This is a genomic window from Aquabacter sediminis, assembly GCF_028863665.1.
Lineage (GTDB): Bacteria > Pseudomonadota > Alphaproteobacteria > Rhizobiales > Xanthobacteraceae > L1I39.
Genome location: NZ_JARBFX010000008.1, coordinates 127,285 through 149,049 on the forward strand (window position 1 = coordinate 127,285; position 21,765 = coordinate 149,049).

19 protein-coding genes and 1 other RNA gene are annotated in these 21,765 nt (G+C 67.0%); 11 read left to right on the plus strand and 9 right to left on the minus strand.

The window, feature by feature from the left end; all coding sequences use genetic code 11:
* Positions 1-174: 174 nt before the first annotated feature.
* The gene (locus PV781_RS17005) at positions 175-1,122 is read left to right on the plus strand and encodes a 50S ribosomal protein L11 methyltransferase (RefSeq protein WP_274776828.1); all 948 of its coding nucleotides are present in this window, start codon (positions 175-177) and stop codon (positions 1,120-1,122) included.
* Positions 1,123-1,278: 156 nt separating this feature from the next.
* Here PV781_RS17005 and PV781_RS17010 read toward each other — a convergent pair whose 3' ends face one another.
* Positions 1,279-1,449, minus strand: coding sequence for a hypothetical protein (locus tag PV781_RS17010; protein WP_274776829.1), 171 nt, complete (start codon positions 1,447-1,449; stop codon positions 1,279-1,281).
* A gap of 274 nt (positions 1,450-1,723) precedes the next feature.
* Complete coding sequence (locus PV781_RS17015) at positions 1,724-2,251, minus strand: thioesterase family protein (RefSeq protein ID WP_274776830.1); 528 nt, start codon at positions 2,249-2,251, stop codon at positions 1,724-1,726.
* 222 nt (positions 2,252-2,473) lie between these two features.
* Between PV781_RS17015 and PV781_RS17020 the strand changes: the two genes are divergently transcribed.
* Entirely contained in the window at positions 2,474-3,886 is a 1,413-nt protein-coding gene (locus tag PV781_RS17020) for an FAD-binding oxidoreductase (protein ID WP_274776831.1), read from the plus strand.
* 226 nt (positions 3,887-4,112) lie between these two features.
* The gene (locus PV781_RS17025) at positions 4,113-7,940 is read left to right on the plus strand and encodes an AsmA family protein (RefSeq protein WP_274776832.1); all 3,828 of its coding nucleotides are present in this window, start codon (positions 4,113-4,115) and stop codon (positions 7,938-7,940) included.
* Between the two features lie 188 nt (positions 7,941-8,128).
* On the opposite strand, the gene PV781_RS17030 is transcribed toward PV781_RS17025, so the two are convergent.
* Positions 8,129-8,449, minus strand: a complete 321-nt coding sequence (locus PV781_RS17030) for a YbaB/EbfC family nucleoid-associated protein (RefSeq protein WP_274776833.1) — start codon at positions 8,447-8,449, stop codon at positions 8,129-8,131.
* A 314-nt stretch (positions 8,450-8,763) separates the two neighbouring features.
* Between PV781_RS17030 and PV781_RS17035 the strand changes: the two genes are divergently transcribed.
* Positions 8,764-9,000 carry a hypothetical protein gene (locus PV781_RS17035; RefSeq protein WP_274776834.1) on the plus strand — a complete coding sequence of 79 codons (237 nt, stop codon included), beginning with the start codon at positions 8,764-8,766 and terminating at the stop codon, positions 8,998-9,000.
* The gene (locus PV781_RS17040; RefSeq protein WP_274776835.1) at positions 8,951-9,931 is read left to right on the plus strand and encodes an MvdC/MvdD family ATP grasp protein; all 981 of its coding nucleotides are present in this window, start codon (positions 8,951-8,953) and stop codon (positions 9,929-9,931) included. Before PV781_RS17035 ends, PV781_RS17040 begins: the two co-directional genes overlap by 50 nt.
* Before the next feature lie 253 nt (positions 9,932-10,184).
* On the opposite strand, the gene PV781_RS17045 is transcribed toward PV781_RS17040, so the two are convergent.
* The 3 genes from PV781_RS17045 to ffs all read right to left on the minus strand — a co-directional run bounded on the left by PV781_RS17045 (position 10,185) and on the right by ffs (position 12,849).
* Entirely contained in the window at positions 10,185-12,071 is a 1,887-nt protein-coding gene (locus tag PV781_RS17045; RefSeq protein WP_274776836.1) for a DNA polymerase III subunit gamma/tau, read from the minus strand.
* Positions 12,072-12,160: 89 nt separating this feature from the next.
* Positions 12,161-12,385: a hypothetical protein gene (locus tag PV781_RS17050; RefSeq protein ID WP_274776837.1), complete on the minus strand. Its 225-nt coding sequence runs from the start codon at positions 12,383-12,385 to the stop codon at positions 12,161-12,163.
* 365 nt (positions 12,386-12,750) lie between these two features.
* An RNA gene (ffs, locus tag PV781_RS17055) (signal recognition particle sRNA small type) lies at positions 12,751-12,849 on the minus strand.
* A 127-nt stretch (positions 12,850-12,976) separates the two neighbouring features.
* Here ffs and PV781_RS17060 point away from each other — a divergent pair.
* On the plus strand, positions 12,977-13,387 hold the full coding sequence (locus PV781_RS17060) for an HIT domain-containing protein (RefSeq protein ID WP_274776838.1): 411 nt from the start codon (positions 12,977-12,979) through the stop codon (positions 13,385-13,387).
* Positions 13,388-13,638: 251 nt separating this feature from the next.
* Here PV781_RS17060 and PV781_RS17065 read toward each other — a convergent pair whose 3' ends face one another.
* Positions 13,639-15,435, minus strand: a complete 1,797-nt coding sequence (locus tag PV781_RS17065; protein WP_274776839.1) for an acyl-CoA dehydrogenase family protein — start codon at positions 15,433-15,435, stop codon at positions 13,639-13,641.
* Between the two features lie 221 nt (positions 15,436-15,656).
* On the opposite strand from PV781_RS17065, the gene PV781_RS17070 reads away from it, so the two are divergent.
* Positions 15,657-16,688 carry an L-threonylcarbamoyladenylate synthase gene (locus tag PV781_RS17070; RefSeq protein ID WP_425532413.1) on the plus strand — a complete coding sequence of 344 codons (1,032 nt, stop codon included), beginning with the start codon at positions 15,657-15,659 and terminating at the stop codon, positions 16,686-16,688.
* Between the two features lie 2 nt (positions 16,689-16,690).
* Positions 16,691-17,131, plus strand: a complete 441-nt coding sequence (locus PV781_RS17075; protein WP_274776840.1) for a GNAT family acetyltransferase — start codon at positions 16,691-16,693, stop codon at positions 17,129-17,131.
* A gap of 119 nt (positions 17,132-17,250) precedes the next feature.
* Here the strand turns inward: PV781_RS17075 and PV781_RS17080 are convergent, their stop codons facing one another.
* Entirely contained in the window at positions 17,251-18,225 is a 975-nt protein-coding gene (locus PV781_RS17080) for an NAD(P)H-dependent flavin oxidoreductase (RefSeq protein ID WP_274776841.1), read from the minus strand.
* Between the two features lie 99 nt (positions 18,226-18,324).
* Between PV781_RS17080 and PV781_RS17085 the strand changes: the two genes are divergently transcribed.
* From PV781_RS17085 to PV781_RS17095, 3 genes are all read left to right on the plus strand, one after another.
* Positions 18,325-19,200, plus strand: coding sequence for a LysR family transcriptional regulator (locus tag PV781_RS17085; protein WP_274776842.1), 876 nt, complete (start codon positions 18,325-18,327; stop codon positions 19,198-19,200).
* Between the two features lie 173 nt (positions 19,201-19,373).
* Positions 19,374-20,225 carry a type IV toxin-antitoxin system AbiEi family antitoxin domain-containing protein gene (locus PV781_RS17090; protein ID WP_274776843.1) on the plus strand — a complete coding sequence of 284 codons (852 nt, stop codon included), beginning with the start codon at positions 19,374-19,376 and terminating at the stop codon, positions 20,223-20,225.
* Entirely contained in the window at positions 20,212-21,126 is a 915-nt protein-coding gene (locus tag PV781_RS17095) for a nucleotidyl transferase AbiEii/AbiGii toxin family protein (RefSeq protein WP_274776844.1), read from the plus strand. Before PV781_RS17090 ends, PV781_RS17095 begins: the two co-directional genes overlap by 14 nt.
* A gap of 54 nt (positions 21,127-21,180) precedes the next feature.
* On the opposite strand, the gene PV781_RS17100 is transcribed toward PV781_RS17095, so the two are convergent.
* Positions 21,181-21,765 carry a DNA-3-methyladenine glycosylase I gene (locus PV781_RS17100; RefSeq protein ID WP_274776845.1) on the minus strand — a complete coding sequence of 195 codons (585 nt, stop codon included), beginning with the start codon at positions 21,763-21,765 and terminating at the stop codon, positions 21,181-21,183.

The following is a 21,765-nucleotide window of genomic DNA, read 5'->3' on the forward strand; positions in this document are numbered from 1 at the left end:
GAGCCGGGTCCCCTCCCGCTGACTCGTTCAGGCGATTCAACGGGAGGGGAGACTCCGCCTCTGTTCGCGAGTTTAGAAGGCGATCCACCGTTGAGAGCGCCGCGCTGCGGTTCCCTCTGGTCGGATCGTGCTCTAAACGCTCTCCACGGCCCCGCACGAAACAACGAGACCCTCATGTTCGAAGGCCTGCTGCCCTCCGACGCCACCCATTTCATGCGACTGGTCACCACGGAGGCCGAGGCGCGGCGCGTGTCCGACCTGCTTTCGGAGAGCTTCGACCCGGCCGAGGTGGCCGTTGCCAGCTTCGAGGAGGCGGAGGGCGTCTGGGCGGTGGAGGTCTATGCCGGCTCCGCCTTCGATCCCGACTTCCTGCGCGACCTGGTGGCGGTGGCCGGCGGCGAGGCCCTCGCGCAGACTCTCACCTTCGGCGAATTGCAGAAGAAGGACTGGGTGGCGGCCTCGCTGGAGGGGCTGGCGCCGGTGAGGGTCGGCGTCTTCCATGTGCACGGCTCGCACGATCGCGGGCGGGTGCCGCCGAACGGCATTGGCATCGAGATCGAGGCGGCGCTGGCGTTCGGCACCGGCCATCACGGCACCACGCAAGGGTGCCTCCACGCCATCATGGACGCGGCGAAGGCCGGCGGGGGACGCCAGTGGCCGCGCCGGATTCTCGATGTGGGCACGGGAACGGGGGTGCTGGCCATTGCCGCCGCGCGCAAGTTCCGCCGGCCGGTCATGGCGGGGGACCTGGACCAGGTCGCGGTGATCACGGCGCGCGAGAATGCCCGTGCCAACAAGGCGGCGCCCTTCGTGCGGGCGGTGCTGGCGGCGGGCGTGGATGCGGGGGAGATCCGGGCGGACGGGCCCTATGACCTCATCCTCGCCAATATTTTGCTGCCGCCGCTGAAGCGCCTGGCCAAGCCCATCCGCCCGCTGCTGGCGCCGGGCGGCCGGCTGGTCCTGTCGGGGCTGCTGCCCTCCCACGCCAATGCGGCGCTGGCGGCCTATCGGGCGCAGGGACTGAAGCTGGAGCGGCGCCGCGATATTGACGGCTGGACCACGCTGACGCTGGCGGATGCGGGCGCGAGTGCCGTTCCGCTGGCGCGGCGCTGGTGGCGCTGAGCGCCGGCCCCTCTCCCCTCGCCCCTGCGGGCGGCGGGGCGCCCCATCGCCCGCCCGTGAGGGCGGGGCGGCTTCGGTCAGGCCGATGGCGCGGCGAACCTATCCACGCTCACCGCGCGTGCGCAGCCTCCGCACGCGGACCCTCGGTCGTCCCGGTCACTTGCGGGGATCGAAACCGGTGCGCTGGATGTAGAAGGACAGCTCGCGCTCGGCCTGCGCCATGCGGGCGGCGACGATCGCGTCATAGATGCGGCGCAGCAGGGGCTTGCGCGCGATTTCGGACTTCTGGGACAGACCCTTTACGGAAGGAAGCGTTACGACGCTCATGACCGTATCTCCTCATGCTGGACCGCCCTTGCGGCCCGTGTTGCATTGCAAGATAGGCGCGTTTGCAACGCAGCAGAAGTGATAGGTCAGCATGGCTGTCCTGACTGGCCATGCAGGACTCACATGCGTGGGAGGTCGATGCAGGTGCGCGCACCCAAGTGCACGCTTGTCGAAGCACACGCTTCACCAAGCTCACGCTTGCGCGGGCCGGGGTTCTGCACCCCACCGGAGATGAAAGCGTGGGCCATGGCCAGGAGCCAGCCCCGCCTCTCCTTCAGCAGCGGGGAAAAATCTCCACCCGCCGGCCGAGATCCTCCGGCTCCGGTAGGGCGCCATGGACCGCCTTCATGCCCGCCACCCGCTCCAGCATGGTGTCAGGGATGGGCAGTTCCCGGCGCTGATCGGCATCCACATGGGACAGGATCTGCTCGGACGTGGCGCACACCCAGCCCTCGGTGCCGTGGTGAAGGCTCAGATAGACATGGATGTGCACGTGGTCATAGTCGATCAGCCGCACGGTCACCCGCACCGGCGTATGGGCCGGCAGGTCCTGCAGGTAGCGCACATGGGCTTCGCTGGCGATGAAGGTCGCGCGGTCCTCGCCCAGGATTTCGTCGTCCCGGCGCGCAAGGCCATCCTGGCCGAGCAGACGCAGGGCTTCTTCCAGCCCCCGCTCGAACAATACATTGAAGTAGGACGGCTTCACGAGCCCGCTGGGATCGCTCCACGCACCGTCGATCGCCATCATCGACGACACGAAGGGGGCAAAGAACACTGGTTCGAAGTCGATCCGGTTCCGCATGGAAATCCCCGTCATTGCTGGTGAATGCACGGTGAAGACGCAGTGTGACGCGTCTTGGAACATTGGTCACTTCCGAAGTGGCGCAAAAATGTCACCGCTGCGGAATAACCGTGCAGCTCAAGGCCCTTTTGCCGCCCCATATTGGGCCTTTGACGCGCGGGCCGGGATGGATAATCTGCACCGCGCGCCGCGCGTGGACTGTGAGTTTTAAAGGATTTTTAAATGGTTGCCGTTGCCGCCCAGGTAGAGCCTTCCCTCGCGCCCCAATTCGCCGCCGGGCTCGAAGCACTCACGGCCGCGCTTGGTAACAAAGTCGTGATGTCGCAAGCTGTGCGCGAGCAACACGCCAATATCACCACGTATTTGCCCAATGAGCCGGCAAATGCGGTGGTCTTCGCCGAGTGCACAGAGGATGTGCAGGCCGTTGTGCGGGTCTGCGCGGCCCATGGCATGCCGGTGATTGCCTGGGGCGCGGGCACTTCGCTGGAGGGCCAGGTGAATGCGCCGCGCGGTGGCGTGTGCATCGACATGTCCCGCATGAACCGCATCCTCGCCGTCCATCCCGAGGATCTCGACTGCGTCATCCAGCCCGGCGTCACCCGCAAGCGCCTCAACGAGGAACTGCGCGACCAGGGCGTCTTCTTCCCCATCGATCCCGGCGCGGACGCCTCCCTGGGCGGCATGGTGTCCACCCGCGCGTCCGGTACCAATGCGGTGCGCTACGGCACCATGAAGGACAATGTGCTGGCGCTCAAAGTGGTGCTGGCCAATGGCGAGGTCATCACCACCTCCCGCCGGGCCAAGAAGTCCTCCGCCGGCTATGATCTCACCCGCCTGTTCGTGGGCGCGGAGGGCACGCTCGGCATCATCACCGAAATCACGCTGCGCCTTTATGGCATCCCGGAAGCCATCACGGCGGGGGTGTGCCCCTTCCCCACCATCGAGGATGCCTGCAACGCGGTGATCGCCACCATCCAGTCGGGCATCCCCGTGGCGCGCATCGAGCTGCTCGACGAGATGCAGGTGCGGGCCTCCAACGCCTATGCCAAGCTCGATCTGGTGGAGACGCCCCATCTGTTCCTGGAATTCCACGGCACAGAAGCCGGCGCCGCCGAGCAGGCCCAGCGCTTCGGCGACATCGCGGCGGAATTCTCCGGTGGTCCTTTCGCCTGGGCGGCCAAGCCCGAGGATCGCACCAAGCTCTGGCAGGCCCGGCACGACGCCTATTGGTCCGTCCTGCCGCTGCGCCCCGGCGCCAAGGCGGTGGCCACCGATGTGTGCGTGCCCATCTCCCGCCTCGCCGAATGCGTGATGGAGACCAAGCGCGACATCATCGACATGGGCCTCATCGCCCCCATTGTCGGCCATGTGGGCGACGGCAATTTCCACACCACGCTCATGGTTGATGTGAGCGACCCGCAGGACCTCGCCAAGGCCAAGCTTTTCATGTCCCGCCTGGTGGACCGGGCGCTGGCCATGGAAGGCACCTGCACCGGGGAACATGGTGTGGGCCAGGGCAAGATGAAGTATCTTCCGGTGGAGCACGGGGAAGCCACGCTCGACGCCATGCGGGCGGTCAAGCGCGCGCTCGACCCGCAGGACATCATGAATCCCGGCAAGATCGTCGCGCTGTGAAGCGCGCGCTCGCGCCGGAGCAGGACGCCGACCCGAGACGGGAGATCAAACGGGACAAGGTCCTGCTCCCTTGAAGACGAGACGGGCGCGCGGTGCGGCCGGATCGGTTCAGAGCGCGATCCGATCAGATTGAAACAATCTGGCCGGAGAATCGCTCTCTGACTTTATGATCAGGCATGGCCCGTCCGCCTGCGGTGGGGCGGAACGTGCTTTAGCGAGGACCACATTGCAGGGCATCCTCATCACGCTGGCAACGGCGGTCATTGTCGCCATCGTGGCGGCCTTCGCCGCCCCCCTGGTGGTGGACTGGAACGCGTGGCGCGCCACCTTCGAGAGCGAGGCGAGCCGCACGGTCGGCGCGCCCGTGCTCATCCGCGGCAAGATCGATGCGGAACTGCTGCCCGTGCCCCGCGTGGTGCTGCGCAATGTCTCGGTGGGCGCCGACGCCATTTCCACCGGCGGCACCATTGCCGAGGTGCGGGCGGATTTCGCGCTGGGCGCGCTCATGCGCGGCACCTTCGAGGCGAGCGCGCTCCGCCTCGTCCAGCCTCAGCTGCGCCTGGTGCTCGACAGCGCCGGGCGGGTGGCCCTGCCCACCGGCGCCGGCGCCCCGTCTGGCCTCGCCGTGAGCCAGCTCACCGTGGACAATGGCAGCCTCGACATTCTCGATCGCGGCGCCGACCGGACCTTGCGCCTGACGGACCTGGACCTGAAAGGCGAGGCGCGCAGCCTCACCGGCCCATTCCGGCTGGAGGGCGAGGTGGAAACCGCCGGGCGGCGCTACGGCCTGCGCTTCAATCTCGGCAAGGCGGGCGCGGAACCCGCCCGCCTGCGCCTCATCGCCGACGACCGCACCCGGCCGCTCACCCTCGACCTCGACGGGAATTTCCGGCTCGACCAGGGCACCCCCCGCTATGACGGTCGGGCCTCCCTGGCCCGCCGGCCCGCCGCCACGGGCGTCGATGGCTGGCGGCTCGCCGGAAATCTGCGCGCCAGCCCCGAGGCGCTGGTGGCGGAGAGCCTCGACCTGACGCTGGGCGACGAAGCCCGCCCGGTGCAGCTCAACGGCTCGGCACGGCTCGCACTGGGGCGGGCCATGGGGCTCGACGTGGTGTTGAACGCCCGCACCCTGGATGCCGACCTCCTGGCCCCGCGCACCGGCACCGCCGGCCGCACACCGGCCGAGACGGTGGCGGACCTCGCGGGGGCCTTCGGCGCCCTGGAGCCCACCGATTTCCCGGTGCGCATCGGCATCGGCGTCGACCAGCTGACCGTGGGCGGCACGGTGGTGCGCGATGCGCGCCTGGACCTGAGCGCCGACGGCGCCGCCTGGCGCGTCGACACGGCGGAAGCCAAGCTGCCGGGACAGACCGTGTTGCGCCTCACCGGCACGCCCGCCGCCGCGCGCACGGGGTCGAGCTTCCTCGGCGACGTGACCTTCGCCTCCGAGGATCCGGTCGCCCTGCTGCGCTGGGCCGCCCCGCGGGCGCCCAATGATTATGTGGCCGCCTTGCGTGGCCCGGTGCGGCTGACGGGGCGCATCAACGCCACCGAAAACGGCACCTCCATCGCCAATCTCTCCCTCGCCCTCGGCACCGCCCGGGCCTCCGGCTCCGCCGCCTACACCCTCGGCACCCCCGCCAGGCTCGACGTATCCCTGGCGCTGGATGGGTTCGACCTCGACCCGCTGCTCGCCGCCACCCGCCTGACGCTCGCCTCCGACATCCCCTTCGCGGGCGACATCGCCATAACCGGGCGCAATCTCGTCCTGTCCGGCCTGCCGCTCGGCGCGCTCGCGGTCGCCGCCAGCGGCCGGGACGGTGCCTGGACGCTTTCCCGCCTCCAGCTCGACGACCTCGCCGGCCTGCGCCTCGACGGCAAGGGCCAGTTCGCGCGCCTGGTGGAGCCGGTGGCCGGGCGGGTGGACGTGTCCGTCTCCGGCGCCCGCGCCGACGGCCTGGTGCCGGTCACACGCATCGTCTCGGGCGCGGAGACCGCGGACATCATCCAGCGCCTCCTGCCAGTGGCAGCGCCGGTCAAGCTGAACGCCTATGCGGAATGGGCCGATGGCGGCCAGCGCACCTTGCGCGCCGAAGGCCAGCTCGGCCAGGTGTCCGGCCTGCTGGCGGTGCGCCGCTCCGCCCATGGCGCCCCCGAAAGCGCCGACCTCTCGCTCGCCGCCACGGACGGCGCGCGGGTGCTGGACGCCATCGGGCTGGGCGGGCTGAAGCCGGGCCAGGGCACCGGCCGCCTCGATCTGTCCGTGCGCGGCGCCGAGACCGGCGGCAGCACGCTGGAAGGCCGCCTCGCCTTGGGCGAGGCCGTGATCGAGGGCCAGGGAACGCTGACCCGTGACGGAGCCGGCAGCCTTCAGCCCAACCTCGCGCTGCGCCTTTCCAACGGGGACCTCGCCCGCATCTTCGCCGCCGCCGGGACCGAAGCCGGCCCGCTGCCCGCGAGCCTCTCCTTCACCTTGTCGCGCCCCGAGGGGCGCTGGCAGCTGGACGGCCTCGCGGGAACGGTGGCCGGCGCGCCAGTGGCCGGATCGGTGGGCATCGAACCCGGCCAGATGCCCCGCCTCACCGGCCGTCTGGAACTGGAGGACGTGTCGGTGCCCCGCCTCATCGGCGTGTGGGGCGCCCGCAGCATCGGGCCCGACGTGGGCACCGGCCCCTGGTCCGCGGCCCGCTTCACCCAGGCGGCAGGGCCCGGCATTGCCGCGGACCTGGAGATCCGCGCCAAGCGCCTTGCGGTGTCCGACAGCTATCGCCTCGCGGAGGGGAGCCTGCGCGTGGTCTCCACGGGGCCGAGCCTGGAGGTGCGCGACCTGTCCGGCCGCCTGGGCGGCGGCCAGGTCTCCGGCACGCTCACCTTGCGCCGTCGCCCCGACACGCTGGCGGCCGACGGCCACCTGACGCTGGACAATGTGGATTCCGCCGCGATCCTGCTGCCGCTGACCCCCCAGCCACGCAATCCGCCGCGCGCCAAGGTGAGCCTCGTCGTGGACCTGTTGGGCACCGGCCGCACGCCGCTCCAGCTGGTGCAGAGCCTGGTGGGCCAGGGCACGGCGACGCTGAGCGACCTGGAAATCCCTTCCGCCGACCCCACCGCCATCGAGGCGGTGCTGGCCGCTACCACCATGGGCCCGCCCCCCGATGAGCGGCGCACGGCCCAGTTCCTGGACCGGGCCATGACGCGCGGCCCGCTGCGCCTGAAGAGCGTGGAGACCACGCTCGGCGTGGTGAATGGCATCGTGCGCGCCTCGCCCGCCCGCACCCAGGCGGCGGGGCTGCGCACCACCTTGTCGGGCAATCTGGATCTGGCGCGCCTCACCCTCGATGCCACTCTGGACATGGAATCCCTGGAGACGGCCGGCGCCGCGCCGGGCGGCACCGTCACCTGGCGGGGACCGCTGGCCGCCCCCGACCGGCAGGTGACCGCCGCGCCGCTGACCGCCGTCATCGCCATGCGCGCCATCGAGCGGGAAACCAAGCGCCTGGAGGAGCGCCAGGGCCTCGGCAGCGAGCCCGCCCAGACGCCGCCGGCCCAGGCACCGCAGGCCCCGACGCAACCGGCCACGCCGCCCGCCGCGAGCCCGACCATCCAGAGCGCGCCGCTGCGCCCCATCCCGCAGGCGGGACCGGCCGCGCCCGCCCCTGTCGCCCCCGCCGCGCCGGCAGCGTCGAACACGGCACCCCTCTCGGCGCCGGGCGCCGGGGTTTCCACCGGGGATGAGCCGAACAGTCCGGCCGCGTCCGCGCCGGGGGGCGAAGCTGCGCCGCAGCCGACCCAGCCCAGCCAGGCTCAGTCTCCGGCCAGCGCGCCTCAGGCCCAGCCGCGCCAGACCCAGCCCCGGCAGGCGGAAGGACGCTCCAGCGCCCCGCCTCTGCCGCCGCCGGTGGATATCGGCCCAGCCAACCGCGCGCAGCCGGCACGCCCGAGCCAGAGCCAAAGCCAAAGCCAGGGCCAGGGCCAGAATGACCTGAACCGCCTGCCGCCGCCCTCGGGCTGGGGCATCATCCTGCGCCCGCCCGGCACGCTGCCGGGCGAGTGACAGCCCGCCGCCCGCGCAGGGCGAGGTCTCGAACAGAGGGGTTCAGGACTTAGAGGGTTTCAGAGTTTCATAGAAACACTGAAACGCTCCATCTCTTTGTTATTACGCATTTCCTTCACGCGAACCGGTTCCCACTTCGCTCGGAAATGCTCTAGATGGCGCGGGCGCGTGACGCCCGGCAAAGCGCCTCAGAACAGCTTGAGGCCGGGCGGAATGGGCATGCCGCCCGTCACCGTCTGCATTTTCTCCTGCATCACGCGCTCGGACTTGGCGCGGGCATCGGAGAGGGCGGCGACGATCAGGTCTTCCAGGATCTCGCCTTCGTCCGCCTTAAGGAGGCTCGGATCGATGCGCACCGCCTTGGTCTCGCCCTTGGCGGTGACGCGCACCTGCACCAGCCCGCCGCCGGAGGAGCCCTCCACCTCGATGGTCTCCAGCTCCTGCTGCATCTGCTGCATGCGCTCCTGAAGCTCTTTCGCCTGCTTCATGATGCCCATCAGGTCGCGCATGGTCGGGGTCCTCTGCTGGTGGTGACGTGGGTCACAGATACTCGGATCACGACGATCCGAAAAGCCGACCGAAACTCGCGCAAACGGTATATGACAGTTCAGGACGCGAAGCCTTGCACCAATCTTCGGAATCGACATCCGAAACGACGCATTGATTCAGTTCACTCCGATTCAGACCTTCAAAACCGAGCTATGGAAAAACTCAGGAAATAGAATTTTTTCGACACACGACATTGATTGACTCCCTAAATCTATGTTAAAGTTATCGGTGTAAATTTGCGCCATCACTCCACTTCTTCATGCAGGAGGCCAGCGTGACAGATCTAATTTCGGGTGAGATGACTAAGCGCCCAATTTTTTTCCTGTCGACCCATGCTGGAGACAAGCCAAGCACAGCTGAAATAACGAAATACTACACTACGGATGACGAAGTGGCGGAGTGGGAACGCATTATGGCTGAGCAAGTCGGTCTAAAAATCGACGGCAAAGCACACATTGCAGGTGGGGGATGCTGTTGCGGCGGCGGCGGCGGCATGTGCGACGCAGATTGAATTGCGCACACTCTGGATAATCAGTTTTTCCAATGATTTGCACGCGCTTGTCGTAAAGAAGCGCGTGCAGGACAGAGGGCTTTTTTCAAAATGCAATATAATTTTTATTGATGAACTTTCCAGAAAATCAAGCGGTTCAAAATATAACGCTTCACACGAAGGAATATCGTTCCGCATTGACGGTGGAAAATATTCAAAAATTGAGGAAGGAGATGTAGTATGGTCGAGACGCTCCAATCCTCTTAATTTCAGTCATTTATTCAGTGAAGACCAGGATCACAAAGAATTTATTGCTCTAGCTCTAAATGATTTAATCGGGTTAGCTTATTTTTCTAGTCCTGGCGCTATTTGGATTAACGATTTACACTGCGCGCGAAGAGCGGAGAATAAATTAATACAATTGATGCAAGCAAAATCCGTTGGACTTCTGACGCCGGATTATATTTCAACTAACGACGATGATAAGTTCAACGACGACATGGTCGACAGATACGTATTAAAAAGCATCAGATCAAATCCTGGTTTTGTTTTCAAAACTATTAATGTTTCTAGAGATCTCGATAAAGATAGCATTTTCAGTAAAAATCTGCCGATTTTACAACTTAAACTAACTGGAGAACGAAATATACGAGCATGTGTATTTGGAAACAGAGTGGTATCCGCTCAGTATTTTTCCAAAATGGTAGACACGCGACCCGATTACAATCAAAAAATGACTCCATGCGAATTGCCTGCCCCGATAGAGCAGAAATTACATCTCTTTCTAAGAACTTCTGGTTTAAGAATGGGAATATTCGATTTAAGAGAAGATGAAAATGGGAACCTCTTTTTCCTGGAATGCAACCAACAAGGACAGTTTATATATTTAGAACCAAAACTAAAGATAAATATTGTCGATATATTTTGTGAATATTTAGCATCTTCATCTTAGCGCAAATTAATTTTGTTTATTTTATTTATGAATTAATATTTTATATTTGAAAGGGTATTTTCAGACGCTTTCTCTCAAACAATATTTTCCCCGACCGCTTAAATGGAAAGAGTGCTTAATACTATTTAGAAACACCGCAATCATTAGCGATATTATAATGTGCGATTACGATCGCACTTAAGATCAGTCTCACCTCATTAAGAATACTCATAATTCTTTCGGTTCCCGGATTTACCTTCCAAATACACTTCCTTCAGAACTCGATCTCGTCGTCCGGGCCGGGGCCGAACCAGTTGTCCTCTTCCAGAACGGGCGCCAGGCCCTCGTCCGGCGGCTCGTCGTCGCGGGTGCGCACGTCGACGATCTGGGCGCCGGGAAAGCGGGCGAGCACCGCCGCCACCAGCGGGTCGGCCCGCAGGCCATCTTCCCGCTCATTGCGGGCGAGCGCCGCCACCTCGGCGAGCGTCGGCTCGCCCTCCCGGTTGGAGAGGGAGACGAGCCAGCGGCGGCCGGTCCATTCGGTGAGCTTGCGGGAGAGGTCCTGAACCAGGGCCCCGCTGGAGCCCGGCACCAAGGCGATCTCAATGCGCCCGTCCTCGAAATGGACCAAGCGGGCCTGGGTCTCCAGCGCGTGCTTCAGGAGGAGGTCGCGCTTGGAGACGGCGAGATTGACCACGTCCTGGAGCGAACCGAGGCGCGGGCCCTCCGCCTCCACCGGCTGGGCACCAGCGAAGGCGCGCGGCGCGCTGACGGGCTGGGGCGCCTCTGAGCGCGCGGCAATGGCGAGGCGCGCGCCACCGCCGGAGACCGCCATGGCACTGGCACTGGCACCGCCACCGCCACCGCCGCTGGCTGGGGCGCCGGAAGCCCCCCCGCCGGACTGGGCCATTTCCCGGATGCGCCGCAGCGCATCGTCGGGCGTGGGGAGGTCGGCGGCATAAGCCAGGCGCACCAGCGCCATTTCCGCCGCCTGGGCCGGCTTGTTGGCGGCCTGCACCTCGGCAATGGCCTTGGACAGCATCTGCCAGGCCCGCGCCAGCACGCGCATGGAGAGCGCCGAGGCCATCTCGGAGCCGCGCACCCGCTCGGCTTCCACCAGGGCCGCGTCGGAGGCGGTCTGCGGCACCACCTTCAGGCGGGTGACGAGGTGGGTGAATTCGGCAAGGTCGGTGAGGATCACGGCTGGGTCGGCGCCGGCATCATACTGGTCGCGGAATTCGGCCAAGGCCCGGGCGATGTCGCCCTTCATGAGCGCCTCGAACAGGTCGATCACGCGCGCCCGGTCGGCAAGGCCCAGGAGCCGGCGCACTTCCTCGCCGCTCACCTTGCCGCCGCCATGGGCGATGGCCTGGTCCAGCAGCGAAAGCGAATCGCGCACCGAGCCTTCCGCCGCGCGGGCGACGGTGGACAGCGCCTCGTCCTCCACCTCCACGCCTTCCTTGGCGCAGATGCGGGACAGGTGCGCCGCCAGCACGCCCGCATCCACCCGCCGCAAGTCGAAGCGCTGGCAGCGGGAAAGCACGGTCACCGGCACCTTGCGGATTTCGGTGGTGGCGAAGACGAACTTCACATGCTCCGGCGGCTCCTCCAGGGTCTTAAGCAGGCCGTTAAAGGCCGCCGTGGAGAGCATGTGCACTTCGTCGATGATGTAGACCTTGTAGCGCGCCATCACCGGGCGGTAGCGGGCGCCCTCGATGATCTCGCGGATGTCGTTGATGGAGGTGTTGGACGCCGCGTCCATCTCCAGCACGTCCACATGCCGGGATTCGATGATGTCCTTGCAGTGCTTGCCCATCACCGAGAGGTCGAGGGTTGGCCCGCCGCCCCCCGACATGGGCTCGTAATTCAGGGCGCGGGCGAGGATGCGGGCGGTGGTGGTCTTTCCCACCCCGCGCACGCCGGTCAGGATATAGGCCTGGGCGATGCGGCCGGAGGCGAAGGCATTGGAGAGCGTCCGGACCATGGCCTCCTGGCCGATGAGGTCGTCGAACGTCTGCGGCCGGTATTTGCGCGCCAGCACGCGATAGGGCGCCGGCGCCGCGGCGGCGCTGGCCGCCGGTGCGGGCGGCGCGCCGAGGTCGAAGCCGAGGGAAGGCTCATCCGCCGCCGGCGGGGTGGGGTCCTGATGGTCCGCGCTCATGGCGCCTTCATAGCATCCCGCTTGGCCGATGCGTCAGGCCATCGCGGCCCTTGCCCGCAAGAAATCCGGGCGTGGACCGCGCGACCAGCTCACTTGGGCGACTTGAAGAGGTCGGCCCCTTCCACCCGCACGCAGACATAGCGGCGATAGCCGTCCTTGAACTGCTGCAGCGGCTCGCCCTCCAGGCGAGCGGGCACCGAGGCGGCGATGCCGGCCTTGCACTTCTCCTCGGTGGAATAGATTCCGGCCTGGGTGACCACATGGGTCTCCGGCCCGGACAAGGCGTGCAGCAGAATCACGGCAACGGCCCACATGCGCAAACTCCTATCATTTCGGGCGCCGCCCTGGTCTCGTCGACACTGACCTGACGCAAGGAGTGCTCCTCAGTCGAGACGTCCTGCCCGGGCTTGTCCCGGGCGTCCACGGTTCTCCGTCGGGACAGGCCGAGCGGAACCGCGTGGATGGCCGGGACAGCCCCGGCCATGACGGCGAGTCAGGAGAGAAACGTTCCAAATGCTTGGGTGTCGATCGTCCCCGGGCGCGCTTATCCCTGCGTGATGCGTTTCCCGCACGCGAAGCCGTCCGCTCCGCGTGGGAACGCCTAGGATATTGCGGGGGAGTGCGCCGAAAGAAGGGCGCGCCAGACAGGCGCCACAAGGGGCCTGCAAAGGGGCGCAGAAGTGGGAGGCTGGACAGAGACCCGAGACCGGGCTCGTTGGGGCTGCTTCCTTCCGGACCTGACCCGGTTGGCGAGTGGCTCGTCCACCGCCAACCTCCCGCGCTCTATATCGTGGCAAAGGATCGGTTTGGCAAGCACCGCGCATGCACCCCGCTGGGGAGGGCTTGCGCGGCGTCTGTGCATAAGCTCCTGTCCGCCTCCCCATTTTCGCGAAGGCCGACCTGACATGACCCTCCCGTTCCAGCTCGATCCGCGCCTTGAAGCCGACGGCCCCGCCCTCGGCGACTTGCCGCTCTGCCATGTGCGGCTGGTGGACGACGCTCGCTTCTTCTGGATCGTGCTGGTGCCCCGCCGGGCGGACTGCGTTGAAATCTTCGACCTCGACGCCGCCGACCGGGCTGTGCTGGTGGAAGAAATCGCCGCCGCCGGCGCGGCCCTCAAGGCGGTCAGCGGCTGCGCCAAGCTGAATGTGGCGGCGCTCGGCAACATGGTGCCGCAGCTTCATGTGCACCTCGTCGGCCGCACGCCCGGCGATGCGGCCTGGCCCGGCCCGGTCTTCGGCGCCGGCACCCGTGAGCCTTTGGGTGACGCGCGCGCCGCCCGCGCCGAAAGGGTGCGGGCGGCGCTGGGGCTTTAAGGCGCGGTCAAAGGTCTCTTTTCAGACGGAAGGAGAGCGAGCGACCTTCGCACGCCCTTGCAAACGGAGTTGCACACGTCCTTGGCGCTCCCGCTCATTGCTGTCATGGCCGGGCTTGTCCCGGCCATCCACGGGGCTCCGTGCGCGCGGTCCCCGGGGAAGAGGCGTGGATGCCCGGGACAAGCCCGGGCATGACGTTAGGAGGAGTCCGAAATTACCTTCGGCTGGTAACTTCACCTCCGCCCTGCCGCTCAGGCGGCGAACACGGTGGCTGCGTCGTTCAGCACCGCCCCGCCGGAGACCACCGCCTGTTCCAGGCCCGAGGCTTCCACCGCCAGATTCTCGGCGAAGAAGCGGGCGATGGCGATGCGGGCCGCCTGGCGCGGATCGGTATCGCCGCCGGCCGCCTCCGCATGGGCCGCAAGGGCGATGCGGGCGAGATAGGCGCCCCCCGCCGCGCGGGCGAACAAGGCGAGATAGGGGGTGGCGCCCGCCAGAACCTTCACCTGCTCATTGTCCGCCAGCCAATCCAGCATCACACGGGTGGCGCGGGCGAAGGCTTCGGTGGCCTCGGCGAGCTTTTCTCCGGTGCGGCCGAATTCGGGCGCATTCAACGCATGGACCGCGCGGGCGGTGTCGCGGCAATCGGCGATCAAGGCTTCCACCACGTCGCCATTGCCCTGGCTGATCTTCCGGGTGACGAGGTCGATGGCCTGGATGCCGTTGGTGCCTTCATAAATGGCGAAGATGCGGGCATCGCGCAGGTGCTGGGCGGCGCCCGTCTCCTCGATATAGCCCATGCCGCCATGAACCTGGATGCCGATGGAGGCCACCTTGATGCCCGCATCGGTGGCGAACGCCTTGGCCACGGGGGTGAGCAGGCTCGCCTCCGCGAGCGCCGCGGCCTTGGCGACCGGGTCCGCCAAGCGATGGGCGCGGTCGAGGGCATCAGCCGTCTTCAGGCAGAGCGTGCGGGCGGCATCGGTCTCGGCCCGCATGGTGAGCAGCATGCGCTGCACGTCCGGATGGGCGATGATGGGGCTCATCTCGCCCCCCGAGGCGCCCGGCGCCTTGCCCTGGCGGCGGTCCTGGGCAAAGGCAACCGCGCGCTGGGTGGCCCGCTCGGCCACCGCCACGCCCTGGACGGCCACCGCGAGGCGGGCATTGTTCATCATGGTGAACATGCAGGCGAGGCCGCGATTTTCCTCGCCCACCAGATAGCCCACGGCCCCCTCGCCCGAATCGCCGAAGCTCATGGTGCAGGTGGGCGAGCCGTGGAGGCCCATCTTGTGCTCCAGGCCCACGGCCTTGACGTCATTGCGGGCGCCGAGGGTGCCGTTGGCACTCACCAGGAATTTCGGCACCACGAACAGCGAGATGCCGCGCGTGCCGGCGGGCGCGTCGGGCAGGCGCGCCAGCACCAGATGGACAATGTTCTCGGCGATGTCGTGCTCGCCATAGGAAATGAAGATCTTGGTGCCGAAGATGCGATAGGTGCCGTCCTCCCGGCGCTCGGCGCGGGTGCGCAGGGCGGCAAGGTCGGAGCCCGCCTGCGGCTCGGTGAGGTTCATGGTGCCGGTCCAGGTGCCGGAGACCAGATTGTGGAGATAGGTGTCCTGGAGCGCCTTGGAACCGTGGGCGGTGAGCGCCTCGATGGCCCCCATGGTCAGCACCGGGCCGATGCCGAAGGCGGGCGAGGCGCTGTTCCAGAATTCCACCAGAGCGGTGGTGACCGAGGTGGGCAAATGCTGGCCGCCAAAGGCTTCCTCCGCCGCCACCGCGTTCCAGCCGGCCTCAGACCACGCCTTATAGGTCTCGCGCCAGCCGGGGGCGGTGGTGACCACGCCGTCTTTGAGCACATTGCCGGTCTTGTCTCCGACCCGATCGAGGGGCTCGATCTCCTGCGCCGCGAACTTGCCGGCCTCTTCCAGCACGCTATCCACCAGGTCGAAGGACAGGTCCACGACACCCTCGTCCATCAGCTTGGGCAGGGAGGTGCAGTGCTTCAGGAAGAAAGCCACATCTTCCACCGGCGCACGATAGGGCATGGGACGGCCTCCGCTTCTCGTTACGGCGCCCGGGCCCGCGCCTCATTGACCTTGACCCGTCTTCGGCCCTAGAGCGTGACGCTTCGGGCGGGCGACAATTCGGAACGAGCCGCGGCTTTCGTCAAGACCCGGACAGACAGGCTTTCGTCGCATATGACCTTCGCCAGGGGCATGGCCCCAGCCACGCGCCGCCGCCGAGACGCGGCAAATGGGGGCCAGACATGGCGACCGTGACCCGGCCCCCCGCCCTTCCGGAGCGGCAGACGCTGCGTCTTTGTGCCCGCGAAGACAGCCAGATCACAAAGGCCGGCGCCCTCATCCGCGCCGGCGGGGTCGTCGCCTTTCCCACCGAGACGGTCTATGGGCTGGGAGCCGACGCCGGCAATCCCCGCGCCGTGGCCGGCGTCTATGCGGCGAAAGGGCGCCCCAGCTTCAACCCCCTCATCGCCCATGTGCCCGACGCCGCGCATGCCGCGCGCCTCGGCGCCTTCACACCTGCGGCCCGGCGGCTCGCCGCCGCCTTCTGGCCGGGGCCGCTCACTTTGGTCCTGCCCTGCATCGACATGGAGGCCATGTGCGACCTTGCCCGCGCCGGCTTGCCCTCCCTGGCCGTGCGGGTGCCCGCCCATCCCGTGGCCCAGGCCTTCCTGAGGGAAGCCGGCTGCCCGGTGGTGGGGCCGAGCGCCAACCGCTCCGGCCATGTCTCGCCCACCGATGCCGACCATGTGGCCGAGGACCTGAACGGGCGCATCGACGCCATTCTGGATGCCGGGGCGACGCAAGTGGGGGTGGAATCCACCATCGTTTCCTGCCTGGAGGACGGGCCCACCTTGCTGCGGCCCGGCGGTCTCTCGCGGGAGAAGATCGAAGCGGTGCTCGGCCATGCGCTTCCCGATGCCCCGCATTTGGACGCGGACCGCCCCTCCGCGCCGGGGCGGCTCGCTTCCCATTATGCCCCCCGCGCAACCGTGCGGCTGGCGGCCGAGCATGTGGCGCCGGGCGAAGCGCTTTTGACCTTTGGCGGCCTGCGCCCGCCCGGAAGCGATGCGGCAGCCTGCATCATCGACCTCAGCCCCGCCGGGGACCTGGAGGAAGCCGCCGCCCATCTTTATGGCGCCCTGCGGCGCCTGGATGGGCTGGGCGTTGCGGGCATTGCCGTGGTACCCCTCCCCCGCACGGGTCTCGGGGAAGCCATCGCCGACCGGCTCGGCCGCGCGGCCGCGCCGCGCCCCATGGATATTGAAGGGGATTGAGGATGGACGCCGCCACCGAGACCGCACATCCCATCGGCCATATGCGCGAGGGCGAGGAAGAGGCGCTCGTGGCGCTGTGGACCGCCACCGGCCTCATCCGCCCCTGGAACGACCCGCGCGCCGACATCACGCTGGCCCGGCGCGGGCCGCACTCCACCATCCTGGTCGCCCGTGCGGACGGAGCCGTGATCGGCTCCGCCATGGTGGGCCATGATGGCCATCGCGGCTGGATCTACTATCTGGCGGTGGCGCCCGACCAGGCCCGCCAGGGGCTCGGCACGGCGCTGACCCGCGCCGCGGAGGACTGGCTGCGGGCGCGCGGCGTGCCCAAGCTCATGCTGATGGTGCGGCCGGAGAATGAGCAGGTGCAGGCCTTCTATGATGCCGCCGGCTATATCCAGGAGCCGCGCATCATCTTCTCCAAGCGCCTCGACGGAAAATAAGGCTCGGGATCGTCCAGCGCTTCATCGAAAAGCTGGACGATCCCGTATCTTTGCTTCGACGCGTTTCCTTCACGCGAACCGGTTCCCACTTCGCTTTTCACACTTCGCTTGGAAACGCATCAAGCCGCAAACCGCATGAGGCATGCCTGCGCCTCCGCGGCGATGCGGCGGACGAGGTCGCCGGCCGGCGGCACGTCGCGCACGAGGCCGATGGCCTCGCCAACCGTCACATTGCCCATGTCGAAGTCGCCCTCTTCAAGGGCGGCCTCCACCTGCCGCATCTCCTCGTGCTTCAAGGCTTCCAGTTCCGCCTCCCGGCCATGCCAGCGGGAAATGAAGCCGTTGCGCAGGAGCCGGCCCGTATAGGGGGAAGGCCAGGCCTTCTGGCGCACGATGTCATAGACGCGGGTGCGTACGGTGTCGTCGCCATCGGCCGCCACCGCCAGGGCCTGGGCGTTGGGATGGATGAGCGCCTCGCGCGTCGCCCAGAAGCGCGAGCCCATGAGCGCCCCGTCCGCCCCCAGCATCAGCACCGCCGCAAGGCCCCGCCCATCGGCGATGCCGCCGGCCGCCAGAAGCAGGCAGTCGGGCGCGCGGGCGGCGATCAGGTCCGCCACCGCCGGCACGAAGGGCAGCGTGGAGCGGGCGGCCTGGCCGTGGCCGCCGGCTTCCGTGCCTTGTGCCACGATCACCTCGGCGCCTACATCCAGGGCGCGGCGGGCATGCTCCAGGGTCTGAACCTGGCAGATGAGCGGCACGCCGGCCGCCTTGATGGCGCCGGCAAAGGGCGCGGGATCGGAAAAGGACAGCATGAGGGCAGCGGGCTTGTGCGCGAGCGCCATGTCCAAAAGCCCGGGATTGCCCGCCAGCGCCCAGGTGATGAAGCCGCAGCCCACCCGGTGATTGCCCGCCAGCGGAAACTCCCGCTCCAGCCGCTCGGTCTCCGCATAGCCCCCGCCGATGAGGCCCAGCCCCCCCGCCGCGCTCACCGCCCCCGCCAGCGCTCCGCCGGACGCCGGGTCCATGGGCGCGAGCACGATGGGCAGGTCGATGCCGAAGCGGCGGGTGAAGCGAGTCTCAAGCAGATGCGCCATGGGGGCCTCCAGCGGGAATGCGCAGCCACGCTAGTCCCCGCCTGCCTTGCGGAAAAGTGATTAATCTGGAACAAAGGCATCTGGATTGGAGATGCCAGAATGAATGCCCTGGACTTGCGCTTCTTCGCCGCCGTCGCGCGCTCCGGGGGGATCGGGCGCGCCGCGCAGATGCTCAACACCGTGCAATCCAACGTCACCACCCGTCTGCGGAGCCTGGAGGCGGAATTGGGCACTCCCCTCTTCCACCGCCACAGCCGGGGCGTGGTGCTGACCGAGGCGGGGGAGCGCCTGCTGCCCTATGCGGAAAAGGTGGGCCAGCTCCTCTCCGAAGCGAAGCGGGCAGCGCTGGATGGCGAGGAACCGGGCGGGGAGCTGCGCATCGGCGCCATGGAGACCACCGCCGCACTCCGCCTGCCCCCGATCCTCGCCGCCTATGTGGCTGACTGCCCGAAGGTGGATGTGCATGTGGAAACCGGGCCGACCCAGGCCCTTGTCGCCCGTGTTCTGGCGCGGGAGCTGGAAGGCGCCTTCGTGTGCGGGCCGATCGACCATCCCGACCTTCACGCTCTGCCCATGATGGCCGAGGAACTGGTGCTGGTGACACCCCCCGCGCCCCTGGAGCGCCAGGGCGGAGAGGGCAAGATCCTGGTCTTCCGCGCCGGCTGCTCCTATCGCCAGCGGCTGGAGGCGCTGCTGGCGGCGCAGGGCGCGGTGCAGGTGCGGCGGATGGAATTCGGCACGCTGGACGGCATCTTGGGCTGCGTCGGCGCCGGCCTCGGCGTCACCCTCCTGCCGCGCGCGGTGGCAGAGCCCGCGGCGCGCACCGGCAAGGTCCGCCTCCAGGCCCTGCCGCCGGACGAGGCGCATGTCACCACCGCCTTCATCACCCGGCACGACGCCTTCATGTCCCGCGCCCTGGACCGCTTCATTGCTATTGCGCAGGGGCTGGGGGCGGGGGAGCGACAGGCGGCGTGAGACGGGCGCGGTAGTCCGGGGAACGATTTCTGAAATGGCCCGGAGGGCAGGTCTGGATGGAGTTCCAAAAGCCCCTGCGAGGTTTGAGAACCAGGCAAAAAACGAAGTTTAACTTCGCAAATGCAGTAAATATCAAACTTGCGCCAGTTTGAAGATCCCGTATTTTACCAAGCATGGCTGCGCAAACCGAAGGCAAGCTAAACCGCCTGGAAAAGACGCTCCCTGATGGGCTGCTGGTCGATGCCGCCTGGATGGAGCAGCACGGCTATTCGACAAGCCTGCGCAGCCAGTATGTGAAGGGCGGATGGCTGGTGCAGCCGGTCCGCGGCACATTCAAGCGGCCGCGCGGCGTGCTGACCTGGGAGAAAGCGGTGATCTCGCTCCAGACGCTGATGGCGCGACCGTTGGTCGTCGGGGGCCGGACCGCGCTCGAACTGCAGGGCTTCGGTCATTACCTATCGCCTGACGGCCCACGCGTCGTGCACCTGCATGGCCGGGAGGCGCCGCCCAATTGGCTTGCGAAGCTGCCACTCGATGTGCGCTTCGTCTTTCGCCGTTCGCAAACGCTGTTCAAGTCCGAGCCGGTCACGAAGGGGCTGACCAGCTTCGCGTGGGATATCGAAGCGAACCGGGGCCAGCATGCGGAGGCCTTCGCAGGAGGCGCGGTGCGGGCCTTTCAGACGGATGCCGAATGGCCGCTGGCCATCTCGACCGCCGAGCGGGCCTTCCTGGAAATGCTCGACGAGCTGCCGGGGCGGGAGACATTTCACAACGTCGACATGATCGCGGAGGGCTTGCGCACGCTCAGCCCGAAACGCCTCCAGAAGCTGCTGGAAGATTGCCGCAGCATCAAGGTTCGGCGGCTCTTCTTCTGGTTCGCTGAACGCCACGGCCATCGCTGGTTGAACCGGATCGACCGGGAGCGCGTGTCGCTCGGCAGCGGGAAGCGCGAGCTGGTCAAAGGCGGGCGGCTCGACACCAAATACCTGATCACCGTGCCGGAGGATCTCAGTGCCCCGGTCTGACCGCTATCGCGCGCAGGTCGCGCTCCTGATCGCCGTCTTGCCGTTTGTCGCGGAGGAAGAGGAGTTCGCACTCAAGGGTGGCACAGCGATCAACCTGTTCCTGCGCGACATGCCGCGCCTCTCGATGGATATCGATCTTGCTTACCTGAGAGTCGCAGAGCGCATGGAGTCGCTCGCCGCCATCGATGCTGCGATGAAGCGTATGGCGGGCGCGATCCGGGCGGACCTTCGTGACGCGCGGGTGAATGAAGTCATGAACACCGCCGAAAGGACCGTCACGAAGCTGACCGTCCAGCGACCGGGCGCGCAAATCAAGATCGAGGTCACGCCCGTGCTGCGCGGCTGCGTGTTTGCGCCGGAGACGCGAACCGTATCCGCCTCCGTTGAAGAGGCATTCGGCTTTGCCGAAGCTCAGGTGGTCTCGTTCGCCGATCTTTATGGCGGGAAGATCATGGCGGCGCTCGACCGCCAGCATCCGCGCGACCTTTTCGACGTGCGGGATCTGCTCGCACGTGAAGGGATAACGGACGCGCTGCGGCAGGCCTTCATCGTCTATCTCATCAGCCATCACCGCCCGATCGCCGAGGTGCTGTGCTCTCCGCAGAAGGAAATCGGGGCGGCGTTCGAGGGTGAGTTTGCGGGTATGGCAAGCGAAGACGTATCGCTTGAGGCGTTGATGGAGGCACGGGCGGCCTTGGTCGCTGACATTGTCGGGCGCATGCCGAAAGAGCACCGACAGTTTTTGGTTGGCTTCAAGGAAGGGACGCCGGACTGGGATCTGCTGGGCGTGCCGGAAGCCCGGACTCTTCCAGCCGTCAGGTGGAAACAACTCAACCTTAACCGGCTCACACCCGAAGACAGGCAGCGGCGCGTCGCGAAGCTGAAAGCCTTGCTGCCGTAGAACGCGCAGTCGAAGGGATCAAACGGCCACCCGGGCGGGAGCAGCGGTTGTCGCCTATTCCTTCGCCCGCCAGCATGCTTCCAGATGGTCGTCCACCAGCCCGCAGGCCTGCATGGCGGCGTAGACGATGGTGGGGCCGCAGAATTTGAAGCCCGCCGCCTTCAGGCGCTTGGACAAGGCGCGGGATTCCGGTGTCTCGGCGGGCACGTCGCCGAGGGTGCGTGGGCGGCGCACGAAGGGTGTGCCACCCACGCTCTCCCACAGGAAGTCGGAGAAATCGACCCCCTTGTCCCGAAGCTCCAGATAGGCGCGGGCGGAGAGCACCGCCCCCTCGATCTTGGCGCGGTTGCGCACGATGCCCGCATCCTGCATCAGCGCCTCCACCTTGGCGGCGTCGTAGCGGGCGATGATGTCCGGCTCGAAGCCATCGAAGGCCCGGCGGAAATTGTCGCGCTTGCGCAGGATGGTGATCCAGGCGAGCCCGGCCTGGAAGCCATCCAGCAGCAGCTTCTCGAACAGCGCGCGCGAATCGCGCTCCGGCACGCCCCATTCCTCGTCGTGATAGGCCACATAGAGGGGATCGGTGCCGCACCAGGGGCACCGATGGCGGCCATCGGCATGAAGGTGCGCCGGGCGCAT

Bases quoted from the DNA above. Each gene is read 5' to 3' on its own strand.
- PV781_RS17005 (WP_274776828.1), top strand. From the start codon at position 175: ATGTTCGAAGGCCTGCTGCCCTCCGACGCCACCCATTTCATGCGACTG.
- PV781_RS17010 (WP_274776829.1), bottom strand. From the start codon at position 1,449: ATGAGCGTCGTAACGCTTCCTTCCGTAAAGGGTCTGTCCCAGAAGTCC.
- PV781_RS17015 (WP_274776830.1), bottom strand. From the start codon at position 2,251: ATGCGGAACCGGATCGACTTCGAACCAGTGTTCTTTGCCCCCTTCGTG.
- PV781_RS17020 (WP_274776831.1), top strand. From the start codon at position 2,474: ATGGTTGCCGTTGCCGCCCAGGTAGAGCCTTCCCTCGCGCCCCAATTC.
- PV781_RS17030 (WP_274776833.1), bottom strand. From the start codon at position 8,449: ATGCGCGACCTGATGGGCATCATGAAGCAGGCGAAAGAGCTTCAGGAG.
- PV781_RS17045 (WP_274776836.1), bottom strand. From the start codon at position 12,071: ATGAGCGCGGACCATCAGGACCCCACCCCGCCGGCGGCGGATGAGCCT.
- PV781_RS17050 (WP_274776837.1), bottom strand. From the start codon at position 12,385: ATGTGGGCCGTTGCCGTGATTCTGCTGCACGCCTTGTCCGGGCCGGAG.
- PV781_RS17060 (WP_274776838.1), top strand. From the start codon at position 12,977: ATGACCCTCCCGTTCCAGCTCGATCCGCGCCTTGAAGCCGACGGCCCC.
- PV781_RS17065 (WP_274776839.1), bottom strand. From the start codon at position 15,435: ATGCCCTATCGTGCGCCGGTGGAAGATGTGGCTTTCTTCCTGAAGCAC.
- PV781_RS17070 (WP_425532413.1), top strand. From the start codon at position 15,657: ATGGCGACCGTGACCCGGCCCCCCGCCCTTCCGGAGCGGCAGACGCTG.
- PV781_RS17075 (WP_274776840.1), top strand. From the start codon at position 16,691: ATGGACGCCGCCACCGAGACCGCACATCCCATCGGCCATATGCGCGAG.
- PV781_RS17080 (WP_274776841.1), bottom strand. From the start codon at position 18,225: ATGGCGCATCTGCTTGAGACTCGCTTCACCCGCCGCTTCGGCATCGAC.
- PV781_RS17085 (WP_274776842.1), top strand. From the start codon at position 18,325: ATGAATGCCCTGGACTTGCGCTTCTTCGCCGCCGTCGCGCGCTCCGGG.
- PV781_RS17090 (WP_274776843.1), top strand. From the start codon at position 19,374: ATGGCTGCGCAAACCGAAGGCAAGCTAAACCGCCTGGAAAAGACGCTC.
- PV781_RS17100 (WP_274776845.1), bottom strand. From the start codon at position 21,765: ATGCGCCCGGCGCACCTTCATGCCGATGGCCGCCATCGGTGCCCCTGG.